This is a genomic window from Moritella sp. JT01, from assembly GCF_001574435.1.
Taxonomy (GTDB): domain Bacteria; phylum Pseudomonadota; class Gammaproteobacteria; order Enterobacterales; family Moritellaceae; genus Moritella.
The window spans coordinates 17,345-28,980 of sequence record NZ_LOCN01000007.1; the positions used below are offsets into that span (position 1 = coordinate 17,345).

18 protein-coding genes are annotated in these 11,636 nt (G+C 41.1%); 6 read left to right on the forward strand and 12 right to left on the reverse strand.

What is annotated here, in order from left to right; translation table 11 throughout:
• Positions 1-106: 106 nt before the first annotated feature.
• The 9 genes from AKG98_RS22860 to AKG98_RS06825 form a co-directional block, all read right to left on the reverse strand.
• Positions 107-241, reverse strand: coding sequence for a hypothetical protein (locus AKG98_RS22860; RefSeq protein ID WP_255358617.1), 135 nt, complete (start codon positions 239-241; stop codon positions 107-109).
• A gap of 2 nt (positions 242-243) precedes the next feature.
• Complete coding sequence (locus AKG98_RS06795) at positions 244-2,673, reverse strand: replication endonuclease (protein WP_067043315.1); 2,430 nt, start codon at positions 2,671-2,673, stop codon at positions 244-246.
• Positions 2,670-2,897 carry a hypothetical protein gene (locus tag AKG98_RS06800; RefSeq protein WP_067043317.1) on the reverse strand — a complete coding sequence of 76 codons (228 nt, stop codon included), beginning with the start codon at positions 2,895-2,897 and terminating at the stop codon, positions 2,670-2,672. The genes AKG98_RS06795 and AKG98_RS06800 overlap by 4 nt, the downstream gene beginning before the upstream one ends.
• The gene (locus AKG98_RS06805) at positions 2,894-3,280 is read right to left on the reverse strand and encodes a hypothetical protein (RefSeq protein ID WP_067043320.1); all 387 of its coding nucleotides are present in this window, start codon (positions 3,278-3,280) and stop codon (positions 2,894-2,896) included. The genes AKG98_RS06800 and AKG98_RS06805 overlap by 4 nt, the downstream gene beginning before the upstream one ends.
• Complete coding sequence (locus AKG98_RS06810; RefSeq protein WP_067043323.1) at positions 3,277-3,567, reverse strand: hypothetical protein; 291 nt, start codon at positions 3,565-3,567, stop codon at positions 3,277-3,279. The genes AKG98_RS06805 and AKG98_RS06810 overlap by 4 nt, the downstream gene beginning before the upstream one ends.
• A 9-nt stretch (positions 3,568-3,576) precedes the next feature.
• Positions 3,577-3,852, reverse strand: a complete 276-nt coding sequence (locus AKG98_RS06815; protein WP_067043326.1) for a hypothetical protein — start codon at positions 3,850-3,852, stop codon at positions 3,577-3,579.
• Between the two features lie 15 nt (positions 3,853-3,867).
• Positions 3,868-4,005: a hypothetical protein gene (locus AKG98_RS22185; protein WP_157534083.1), complete on the reverse strand. Its 138-nt coding sequence runs from the start codon at positions 4,003-4,005 to the stop codon at positions 3,868-3,870.
• 12 nt (positions 4,006-4,017) lie between these two features.
• Positions 4,018-4,536: a phage regulatory CII family protein gene (locus AKG98_RS06820; RefSeq protein WP_067043329.1), complete on the reverse strand. Its 519-nt coding sequence runs from the start codon at positions 4,534-4,536 to the stop codon at positions 4,018-4,020.
• 175 nt (positions 4,537-4,711) lie between these two features.
• Positions 4,712-4,972, reverse strand: coding sequence for a hypothetical protein (locus tag AKG98_RS06825; protein WP_045110243.1), 261 nt, complete (start codon positions 4,970-4,972; stop codon positions 4,712-4,714).
• 103 nt (positions 4,973-5,075) lie between these two features.
• Here AKG98_RS06825 and AKG98_RS06830 point away from each other — a divergent pair, with 103 nt between their 5' ends.
• The 6 genes from AKG98_RS06830 to AKG98_RS06855 all read left to right on the forward strand — a co-directional run bounded on the left by AKG98_RS06830 (position 5,076) and on the right by AKG98_RS06855 (position 8,169).
• Entirely contained in the window at positions 5,076-5,366 is a 291-nt protein-coding gene (locus AKG98_RS06830; RefSeq protein ID WP_067043332.1) for a helix-turn-helix transcriptional regulator, read from the forward strand.
• A 1-nt stretch (position 5,367) separates the two neighbouring features.
• Positions 5,368-5,664, forward strand: a complete 297-nt coding sequence (locus AKG98_RS06835) for a hypothetical protein (protein WP_067043334.1) — start codon at positions 5,368-5,370, stop codon at positions 5,662-5,664.
• Positions 5,665-5,812: 148 nt separating this feature from the next.
• The gene (locus AKG98_RS06840) at positions 5,813-6,373 is read left to right on the forward strand and encodes a PH domain-containing protein (protein ID WP_067043337.1); all 561 of its coding nucleotides are present in this window, start codon (positions 5,813-5,815) and stop codon (positions 6,371-6,373) included.
• A 26-nt stretch (positions 6,374-6,399) separates the two neighbouring features.
• Positions 6,400-6,738: a hypothetical protein gene (locus AKG98_RS06845; protein WP_198155451.1), complete on the forward strand. Its 339-nt coding sequence runs from the start codon at positions 6,400-6,402 to the stop codon at positions 6,736-6,738.
• A 130-nt stretch (positions 6,739-6,868) separates the two neighbouring features.
• Positions 6,869-7,129: a hypothetical protein gene (locus AKG98_RS06850; RefSeq protein WP_067043340.1), complete on the forward strand. Its 261-nt coding sequence runs from the start codon at positions 6,869-6,871 to the stop codon at positions 7,127-7,129.
• A gap of 71 nt (positions 7,130-7,200) precedes the next feature.
• Complete coding sequence (locus AKG98_RS06855) at positions 7,201-8,169, forward strand: tyrosine-type recombinase/integrase (RefSeq protein ID WP_067043342.1); 969 nt, start codon at positions 7,201-7,203, stop codon at positions 8,167-8,169.
• A gap of 134 nt (positions 8,170-8,303) precedes the next feature.
• Here the strand turns inward: AKG98_RS06855 and sucD are convergent, their stop codons facing one another.
• The 3 genes from sucD to odhB all read right to left on the reverse strand — a co-directional run bounded on the left by sucD (position 8,304) and on the right by odhB (position 11,620).
• On the reverse strand, positions 8,304-9,173 hold the full coding sequence (gene sucD, locus AKG98_RS06860) for a succinate--CoA ligase subunit alpha (protein ID WP_067043345.1): 870 nt from the start codon (positions 9,171-9,173) through the stop codon (positions 8,304-8,306).
• The gene (sucC, locus tag AKG98_RS06865) at positions 9,174-10,340 is read right to left on the reverse strand and encodes an ADP-forming succinate--CoA ligase subunit beta (protein ID WP_067043348.1); all 1,167 of its coding nucleotides are present in this window, start codon (positions 10,338-10,340) and stop codon (positions 9,174-9,176) included.
• Positions 10,341-10,432: 92 nt separating this feature from the next.
• Positions 10,433-11,620 (reverse strand): 2-oxoglutarate dehydrogenase complex dihydrolipoyllysine-residue succinyltransferase, encoded by a 1,188-nt coding sequence (gene odhB, locus AKG98_RS06870; RefSeq protein ID WP_067043349.1) that lies wholly within the window; start codon positions 11,618-11,620, stop codon positions 10,433-10,435.
• Between the last annotated feature and the right edge of the window lie 16 nt (positions 11,621-11,636).

An 11,636-nucleotide genomic window follows, 5' to 3' on the forward strand; every position in this document is an offset into this window, starting at 1 on the left:
TGATTTATTAATAATTAATCATCTAGACTTGCGCCAACAATCATTTGATGGCCTTATCCAGCCTGTTCATAAAGTACATTCCCAATAGTCGTTGTTCCTGGTATCGCTAGCTTTCGTCTTCGTTTTGTATTTCAGATATCAACATCAATAAAAACAGCACAACATCAGTATTATCACTCAATGTATCCTGTGCAGCCGCGATAACGACAAAATCTTTAGCACGTTCCTGTAATGAGTTCATAATCACCCCCAATCCCAGCTTTCCCAGTCTTCCCAACCAGGTATGTAATCGGATGTATCTTTAATTTCAGTCTCAGGACTGTTCCAACCATCCCAAATATTAGGTTCTTCAGGTGTTACATCTATCACTTCGGGCGGGTGATATTTACTATCGGCGTAATAGCCCTGCCTCAATTTCACGATGTGGTCCTTATCAACTCTGATTTGGGCGCCCTCTTCCATAACATTGACCAGGTGATCATCTAAATGAATACCGCGCCTTTTCAAAAGTGCTTTAATTCCAGTATTTAATCTGTCGCGTCTGGAGGGCGTACAGTTAGTGACAGAACTCCGAGAAGCCCCTTCGGGACTCATTAAACCCTCAGCACCTGCGGTGCTACTGGTGATCACTTCACTATCAAGAAATGCTTGAGACTTGCGCTGGATTACCCAGTTGCGTAGACGAGTCTTAACTGGTGTTTCATCGGTAACTTTGAAGCCTTGGATCTTACCAACGTATTCCCCGTATTCATTACCCATTTCTGTAACGTCATAGTCATTACGAATAAGTAAATTCTTACGTTTCACGAATGGACCCCCCTGTGCCATGACATAACCTGCAAAGTCACCTTTGTCGGCACATTTCATTGCTGTGGATGCGCTATCCGTTTCTGTTTTTAACTCAGCTTTATATTTGCAAGTGATCACTTCCCAGCGCTGTAAGTGAGTCATTGCAGCATAGTTCAAACGTGGCCCCTGAAAATCTAATTGAGGACCAATAAGGTAAGCATTTTGGTCTGGGAATAATTCGGTAAATAGGTTGTATTGTTGTTTTGCATTGAGCAAAGCAACGTAGCTTTTGAATGTGTTTACGTCGTTGTTGGCATAACGACGTAACTCTCGATACGTAGTGACTGGTGCCCCACCTATCGCTTGAAACTGACGAATACGCCAACGACTTGCCCAGGCAGTAACGTTTGCCGACATTTCTTTTTGGTCGCGCCCTGTCTCGTCATCTTTTTCATCATCCATGGCATAACCATCAATATTCTTACTGATGTATTTAGCAATGTAGCCGGTTGCAGAACCCAGTTCAGAATCGATAGCAACAATCTCGCATCGAGTGCGTAAATTCGGTGGCCCTACTGCTATTTCTTTTTTGTTTATTGACGGAAACAGCTCTTTAAAATCTTCTTGTACTGCGTAATGCGTGAATACCTCACTCGCCCGCTTTACATCATGGGGCTGCATGAATAACAGTAAATGCCAATGTGGTGTACCGTCGTGATGTGGTTCTACAACTCTGATACCAAATACTGAAATATCATCACGTTTGAACTGAGCGCGGATTTTAGCCCAAACGCTACATAAATAACGCTGTGCATCACGGGGACTGTTACCCATCCAGTGATCGATAAAGCCGCCCCTTTTTCGGGTGTGGTGATATTTGGATGGTGCGGTTAAGGTAAGGAAAAGTCCTTCGCAACCCATAGCTTGGGCAATATTCTCGTAACCACGCATCCGAACCATAAGCTCGCAACGGCGAATGGCTGGGTTACCCGTGGATTTATAGAACATCTCGGTAAGTGCTATCTCTTCGTCCATGTCTTCATCAAAGACCGACATGCCTTTGATGAAATCACGGTTACGTTGTTTTTGGTTCTTCCATTCGTGCAGACAGTCACGGGAACAGTACGGGCTTGCTGACTTTTGTACTTGGCCTACTGCGATTGCTAGGTGCTCGCGCATTATCGAACGCTTGGCTTTTAATTTACTTTCCCAGGCACGATTGCAGGTTAAGCGTAAAATACCACACTCAGCTTCTGCAGCTGTTAAGTCAGATTCGGGTTTATCATAGGGTGGTGTATAACCAAATTTACGGCTAATTTCACGTAGGCCACAAAAGACCTGGATAATAGACTGATCGTAGTCTTGGGCTTCATCCTGCTCTGCAGCTTGTTCATCGAGTTGTACGGCAAAGAAATCAGCATACTGTTGCGCTAATACTTTGAGTTCGCTTTTATCCATTTCTGCGAGTAGTTTTTCACGGAACAAATCGTTACAGAGAGTATAAGAATCACGATATTTAACCTGCTGGTTATATTGCCCTAATACTTTTTTTAAACGTGGGTTAATCTTGGCTCCCACGGTTTTTCTTAAGTACTTATTGGCGTATTGACGGCCATTACGTTTAAAGGCTTTGATATAGCGCTCGGCAAAATAACGGCTAAGGTAATGCGGCATGTCACCAAAGAACTGCTTGCGCCATTGATGGTCTTCGAGATCGGGGTTAGCCTGGAACATCGCGTTTTCGATTAGCGACATTTCAGGTTGTGGTAATTCTTTGCCTAGCGCGGGCATTCTGACCGGCTTATTACTGCAGTCCTCCGCGCTTTCAATCATTTCAATAATTGTATTACGGCCAGAAAGTGAGAGCGGTTGAGTCGTACTCATACTTCGGCATATTCCTGCACGTTTAATACGACATAACCGCCCTTGCCTTTTGGTCGTCCGATAACACCACGAAACAACTGGCGACAATCTAGCTGTTGGCAAGCGTTGTCGATGGCATCTTGCTTGGTTTCCCATTCACCTATTTCGACAGTGCGCAGTTCGTGGGTTTTAGGGTGTTCACGCATGCCGCCATTTGGACACAGCTCTATTGCTAAATACATCATGCGACCATCCAGATTGTTGTATTGTGGATATCGAGTGTTTTTTCCCACCACAATTCGATGCAGGCTACTAACTTGGTTAAGCCGAAGCCTTGTGCCATAAAGTACACCGAGCGGATAGCGCCTAGGGCAAGTTGCTCTTCAGTTGAATTAGTATCAGAACAAGTCACCACGCTTTGCCAAAAGGCAAATACAGTAATCAATACCTCTTCTTGCTTTAGCGTTGCGTAAAGGTTGAAATGAAAACAAGGCATTGCAAGTGCGTCACTACGACCAGCATCAACGCATTCAAACAAATCGATAATCCAATCGGCTTTGTCTTCATCAATACCAAGCGAGTGCAGCGCCGAACGCACATTTTCAACTGGGGCTAAAATACGTTTCATGCTGCCACCTCGCCTTTAATTAAATTGCTTAGTTCGTTATATGTAGAAGTAATTTGCCTAAATGCAGTTAAGCCATCGAGGTAAATGGTTTTATCAATGAGCTTGTGCACTGACCAGGTATTCGGGGTTTTCATGCCGTTAAAGTAGGCTTTATCAATTACGATAACTTCGAGCGCATCTGCATGGCCAATATAGCGAACAGATACGCTCACTTTTTCTGGTTTGGCTATGGCAATAAACATTAGCTCGTTGATCACATCGTTTATTGTTGGATTTGGTTTAATCATGGTATTCCCTTACTTGTTGAATTCAGTTAATGAGTAACCAGCCATTTCCTTGATTGCTGGTGCTAGTCGTTTTATGACTTGATGGATCGAGGCTCTTTGAGTTTGATTAAACCTTTCAAACTTAAATTTCATGTCCCGCTCTTCCATTCCGGCTGCAAAACAGATAACGCGCTTTGTTTCATCACCTTGTTTGTTATAAATAACGGCGACACGATTACGGTTAAACATGGCGCGGACTTGAGCGATGGCTTCAACCGCAGATACTTTGTGTTGTGTTTGTTCCATACATAATCCCCACGATTAACGGTTCATGAACTCTTCAAACTCTTCTGGGTCATCTGCTTCATGGCAGCTGTTACACAAATCATGAAGAGCTCTTGGCTCGTCCAATTCAATAAAATCACCACATTCACAACATTTAATTATTTCTTCATCCATTGTTATCTCCTATTACATACCTGGTATTGGTAATCCATTCATTACTGCATCTGCACACATGGACACGAACGGCCCTGCACCACCGCAGCGGTTTTCGACGTCTGACATAAGAAAAACCAATTCGCGTACAGCTTGTTGTGCCTTTCTAACAATTGCGTCTTTCTTATGGCGCGTAAGGCGGCGGTCTGATTCGGCTTCTAAGATGTGACGGTTGATATCACCTAGATCAGCTGTAACGCTCATTGCGCTTAGCGTTAGCGGCTTTGACTCGCCCTGCTTTGGTAGGCGAACAGCAACTAATCCGATCTCTAAAATCGCACTGTTGATAATGTCGTGATTATCAGTGGCCTTAGTGATTTTGATTAACTCTGTAACGGTTAGTTGGTGGGGTTGGTTGGGGTTTAACTTGTTACGAAGCATCTGACCGCGCATGCCACATTCGCTTGCAATTGACTCTACGTTTTCAATATCTGCAAAACGGATACAAGCCGTGTCAATTACGCTTTGTTTACTATCATTAATTTCAAACATTGAACAAATTTCCCTATTTGAGATGATCAAACTACGCAGTCGCGACAGCAAAGAAAAGATAACCAGTAAGAACCAGTTGAACGACCGAAGGCGCTATTAAACTCAATTCTTGTCGGTACTTAGATATGAAGTTGATGATCAACATATTTAAACCTCTAATTTGAAATGTCTGTATCTACAAGGCGTAGATGTCTTTTGGAGTGCGAACATCCCAACCAGCGGCTTCTAATGAACTCATTACCATTTGGGCTTGGTTCACATAAATGGTGCTGCTTTTACCCACTTGCATAGTAGGCAAGACACCGCGAGTTGCTTGAGCACGAACGGCACTAAGTGATTGATCTGTACGGCGAGCGTAGACTTCTAACGTGATAGGCAACATATCTGGCTGAATGTTAATCACTAAATTTTCTTGGGTATCTGATTTCTTAGGCATTTGATGTATCCTCTATAGGTTTAACTAATGAATGCTGTGGTGCAACACAGCATTACCAATCATACGATTGGTAAAATATACCAATCATACGTGGGGTGTGTCAATGCTTTTTAAAAAAAGACTAAAAGCAATAATTAGAGAAGAAGGCATGAGCCAAAAAGTTTTTGCTGAAGAAATCGATGTCAGCCTAGGTGCTGTAGAGCAATATCTATCGGGAAAAAGGATTCCAGCTGGCGATGTAATAATGAAAATTGTCTCGCACGAGCAATTTAAAAAATACACAATGTGGCTGTTAACAGGGGACGTTGAAGAAGATTCAGACCAAGTTAGTCCAAAACCATCTACTCAAGAAAAATGCGGTTTAGTGTCTGATGATTCAGAGAAGGAAGCTTGATATGTCAGACTGGCAAGAAAATCATTGTCACTGGGTCGGACAAGATGGATTTAACGATGAGGGCGAAATATCACTCGAAGAAATGTTAGAAGAAAGAGCAAAAGAGGACAAACTGTACCTCCAGCGTAACCCTTTTTGTACTGCTCTGTTTCATTGTGAACACTGTGATAACAAATTCGAGGCTAGAGCATCTGAAAGACATCGATGCCCCTGTGATAATACTTCTTATGCCAAAGAACTATGGATACTCAAAGGTAAAAGAAAAGGCGCAAATAGTTATGCAAAAATTCGAGAGTAAGTGAACGTTACTGATTTACAGTTTGTCAGCAAACTGTAAATCAAATTCATAACAAAAACATGAAATCCGACAGCTAATACTGTCTCATTTTTTGCAATAAACAAAATGGGCAAAATCTGCACTAGTATGCAGCGTTATAGGACTCTCGATGCTTATCTTAAAAATCAAATCTTTAGTTGAGAAATACATCCCAAATAAAAATGACTTATTCACTATGGCAATCGAAGGGGCTGACTCTGAATATCAAATATTAGAAGTAAATGAAAAACAATTTTACGAAGCGTTGGTTTTGTTTACTTTACAAATCATAGGTGTGTTTTTGACTGCATGGTTTGTTAATTTTCTTGGTCATATTTTCATTACTAATTTTGATTCAAGTTTTCTTTTTGGTGTTTTAGTTTTACCTTTATTAGCTATTTTAAAGGAATTTCCCGAAGTATTTTCTGTTCTATTTATAAAGGTTGGGTTATCCAACCAAAGCATTGCTGTTAAAACAGGTTTTCATTTCGAGAGTCTTGATAAGCTCGACTTAGATACTATAGAAAATATAGAAATTGTAACGACTCCTTTAGGAAATAAATTAGGTTACGGAACGCTAGATATTTATAGTTATGGTAGCAGTATTAGGGTTCCCTATATTAACGAACCTTATAAAACCAAAAATATCATTGAAGCGTACGTTAAAGAAATAAAAAAGGTTAAGGCTTAATACGTTGCTAGGCGTTAGGAGTAAGTGTGGTAACTGTTAAAAGGATTCAGGCTGGTCAGTATTCTGTATCAGACGGGCGTTTTATTATAAAAAGTGGCTCAAGTTGGTATGTGGTAAATAGTGAGGGTGAGCCTAATTTTGGCCCAGTTCCTACGCTAGGTTCAGCTAAGGAATATGTAAATACGGGTTTAACACCAATTGGTCAGCATAACCTTGGCTCAAAGCACGGAAGACAACAAAGCAAAAAAGAGTTCAATGCTTATTTAGCCTCCGAGGCTAAAAATGGAAATAACGCTCCAGCAATTTTATGGACGATTGTTATGTTTGCTGTTTGTATATTTGTTTTAATTGTTCGCGGTTATTAAAATTCTACGTTTTATTAATGGAATATAATCACTATTCCTAAATTGGTATCTCAAACTCATTAATTTGTAAATAATTATAATACCCTTTTAGGGTGAATAATTTCATTCACTACAAATTAAAGGTGACAGGATGTCTTTTGATACGAGATTACGCGCTATTATTCAAGAAGAGCGATATAGCAATCAACAACTCGCTAATGCGTTACGTTTTAATCTATCCGCAACAGCGAACTACATTGCTGGACGAAGCGAACCATGCTACCAATTTTTAATGAAATTTAGCCGACATGACTGTTTAAAAAAATACACAATATGGCTATTAACCGGAAATGTTGAGCCACGTTCAGGTCAAGTTTGTCCGGTTTTCTCAACTCAAGAGCCATGCGTTTAAATCAAAAGGAGGTGGACTCAACTACAATAAAAACGTTAGCAATACAATTTTACCCTAGGGAGGACAACTAGATGTCTATTAAATCTATTCCTAACGGGTATGAGGTCGATTGTCGTCCGCAAGGACGAAGTGGTAAACGATACAGAAAGAAGTTTAAAACGAAAGGCGAAGCGCAACAGTATGAACGCTGGTTATTATCAACTCAGAACCAAAAAGGCTGGGTAGAGAAATCAGCAGACAAGCGACCGTTACGCGATTTAATTGATCTTTGGTATCACTACCATGGTCAACAGTTAAAGCGCCCTGAAAAAGAGCTAAAACACCTGATATCGATTGATAAAGACTTAGGGCACCCAAGAGCAGACCAGGTAACTAAACAGCGCGTTATGCAATTCCGAGCCGACAAAATGGCTATCGGGAATAAAGCAACAACGATCAATAGGAGCCAAGTCAGGCTAAGTGGTGTTTTTACAGTATTGATAAAAGCTGGTGAGTTTCATAACGAACACCCATTAAAAGGGATCGGCAAACTCAAGATACGCGCAACAGAAATGGGTTTTTTGAATAAAAAAGAAATCATTCAGTTGCTGGATAATCTTGGTGGCGATGAACTTAATATTGCTAAGTTGTGTTTATCTACGGGTGCACGTTGGAGTGAAGCAGCAGAACTACGGGGAAATGATATTATTCATGGGCGAGTTACGTTCAATGATACCAAAAATGGTAAAAACAGAACTGTACCTATAACGCCAGAATTAATGAATGATATCTACAATGGGAAAACAGGTCGGTTGTTTAATGGTTCATACATGGAGTTTTATGATGTGCTGAAAGCGCAGGGCTTTGATTTACCTAAAGGTCAGGCAACGCATGTTTTAAGACATACTTTTGCGAGTCATTTTATGATGAACGGGGGCAATATTTTAACGTTGCAAAAAATCCTAGGTCATTCAACGATTATGCAAACAATGACTTATGCTCACCTTGCTCCGGATTATTTGAATGAAGCGATGAAGCTAAACCCAATGTCCACATTGTGACCAAACTCGTAGTATATGATACATATCGCAGTATCAATACAAACAGTTAAACCTATGTTTTAAATAGAAAAACCACCTTAGAGCGACTTGTAGTAAGTCGCCCGAAGGTGGCTTTATTTTAAACAAAACAGGTATTAACCTAATTTAGCACGTAAAGCAGAACCAATATCGGCAAGTGAACGGACAGTTGATACACCCGCATCTTCCAGTGCTGCAAATTTCTCGTCTGCAGTGCCTTTACCGCCAGCGATAATTGCGCCAGCATGACCCATACGCTTACCTGCTGGCGCTGTAACGCCTGCAATGTAAGAAACGACAGGTTTAGTTACATTAGCTTTTATATAAGCTGCTGCTTCTTCTTCTGCCGTACCACCGATTTCACCAATCATAACGATTGCTTCAGTTTGTGGGTCATTTTCGAATAATTCAAGTACGTCAATAAAGTTTGTACCAGGGATCGGATCACCACCGATACCAACACATGTTGATTGACCGTAACCTTCATCAGTTGTTTGTTTTACTGCTTCGTACGTAAGCGTACCAGAGCGTGAAACAATACCAATTTTACCCGGCTTGTGAATGTGACCAGGCATAATACCAATCTTACATTCACCTGGAGTGATAACACCTGGACAGTTAGGACCGATCATACGCACATTTTGTTGATCAAGTTTAACTTTAACTTCGATCATATCAACAGTCGGAATACCTTCTGTGATACAAACGATAAGTTCGATACCAGCATCAATTGCTTCTAGAATCGCATCTTTACAGAACGGAGCAGGTACATAAATAACAGACGCTGTTGCGCCTGTTGTTTCTACTGCATCACGTACTGTGTTAAATACAGGTAAACCTAAATGTGTCGTGCCACCTTTACCAGGAGAAACACCACCAACCATTTGAGTTCCGTAATCAACAGCTTGCTCTGAGTGGAAAGTACCTTGACCACCCGTGAAACCTTGACAGATCACTTTCGTATCTTTATTAATTAAAATGCTCATTTATTTGCCCTCCGCTGCTGCAACAACTTGTTGCGCTGCATCCGTTAGGCTAGATGCTGCAATAATATTTAAGTCAGATTTAGCTAAAACTTCACGGCCTAATTCTGCATTGTTACCTTCAAGACGTACTACAACTGGCACTTGTACACCAACTTCTTGTACTGCACCGATAATACCTTCAGCGATCATGTCACAACGAACAATACCACCAAAGATATTTACCAATACGGCTTTAACATTGTCATCAGAAAGAATGATTTTAAATGCTTCAGCAACACGTTCTTTTGTTGCGCCGCCGCCAACATCAAGGAAGTTAGCTGGTTTGCCGCCATGGATGTTAACAATATCCATGGTGCCCATTGCTAGACCTGCGCCGTTTACCATGCAACCGATACTACCGTCTAATGCAACATAGTTTAACTCAAATTTAGCAGCGTGAGCTTCACGTGCGTCTTCTTGAGTAATATCTTGCATTGTACGTAGTTTAGGTTGGCGATAAAGTGCATTTGAATCGATAGTAATTTTACCATCTAAACAAACAAGATCACCGGCACTAGTAACAATAAGTGGGTTGATTTCAAGTAGTGCCATATCAGAATCAGTAAACATTTTAGCTAGACCCATAAAGATCTGTGTAAACTGTTTGATTTGAGCGCCTTGTAAGCCAAGTTTGAATGCAAGTTCACGCGCTTGGAAAGGTTGTGCACCAACAAGCGGATCAATCGTTGCTTTGTGAATTAACTCAGGAGTTTGTTCAGCAACAGTCTCAATATCAACGCCACCTTCAGTTGATGCCATAAATACAACTTTACGTGAACCACGGTCGATAACAGCACCAAGGTAAAGTTCATTAGCGATATCACCCGCAGCTTCAACAAGAATTTGTGAAACTGGTTGGCCTTTCGCATCAGTTTGATAAGTAACTAAATTTTTACCTAACCAATGCTCAGCGAATGCTGTAATTTCTTCTTTAGAAGTTACAAGCTTAACACCACCTGCTTTACCACGCCCACCGGCGTGTACTTGACACTTAACAACCCATTTATCGCCACCAATTTTGTCAGCGAAAGCTGCCGCTTCATGAGGTACGTTTGTTGCGTAACCTTCAGGAACTGGCAAACCATATTCAGCAAAAAGTTGTTTTGCCTGGTACTCATGCAGATTCATGCTCGTATATCCATGTTAATAGCCACTAGGGCTTGTCCCGAGAACTTACGCCTTAAGATAAGGCGTAAGCAACTAAATAATTAAACTAAATATTACACATCTAAAAGAAGACGAGTTGGATCTTCTAATAATTCTTTGATTGTTACTAAGAAACCAACTGACTCTTTACCATCAACGATACGGTGATCGTAAGAAAGAGCAAGGTACATCATAGGTAGGATAACAACGTTACCATCAACAGCCATTGGACGGTCTTGGATTTTATGCATACCCAAAATTGCGCTTTGTGGCGGGTTGATGATTGGCGTTGACATTAATGAACCAAATACACCACCGTTAGTTACAGTGAAGTTACCGCCAGTCAGATCTTCAATTGACAGTTTGCCATCACGACCTTTTAGCGCTAATTGACGAATATTCTTCTCGATATCAGCAAGGCTCATCGTGTCACAATCACGTAGTACTGGCGTTACTAGACCACGAGGCGTTGAAATAGCGATACTTATATCAAAGTAGTTATGATAAACAATATCAGTACCATCAAGTGATGCATTCACTTCTGGGTAACGTTTTAACGCTTCAACAACCGCTTTCACGTAGAAAGACATAAAACCTAAACGAATGCCATGGCGCTCTTCAAATACGTCTTTATATTGTTTACGAATATTCATGATTGGTTTCATGTTGATTTCGTTAAACGTAGTAAGCATTGCAGTTGAGTTTTTAGCTTCAAGTAGACGTTCTGCAATACGCTTACGTAAACGCGTCATAGGCACACGTTTTTCACTACGACCAGCTTGTAATTCAACTGGAGCACTAACAACAGGTGCTGGCGCAGCGGCTTTTGCCACTGGAGCTACAGCTGGAGCAGCTAATGCTTTTTCAACATCTTCTTTTATGATTAGGCCATTTTTGCCTGTACCCGTAATCTTAGAAGCATCTAAACCTTTCTCAGCAATAAGACGACGAACAGCTGGACTTGCGTCTACTGATTCTTCGCTTGCTGCAGCAGGTTTATCTTTTGTTTCTTCACCAGCGACAGCGCCAACTTTCAATCGACCAATAACTTGCTGGCCAAGAACCGTCGCGCCTTCTTCTTCTAGAATTTCAACAAGAACACCAGATTCAACTGCTGGAACTTCTAAAATAACTTTATCAGTTTCAATTTCTACTATTATGTCGTCACGCTCAACAGCATCGCCAGGGCGTTTGTGCCATGTTGCTACTGCTGCGTCAGCTACTGATTCAGGTAGTACAGGTACCACGATTTCAATTGTCATTTTCATAATTCCTTTA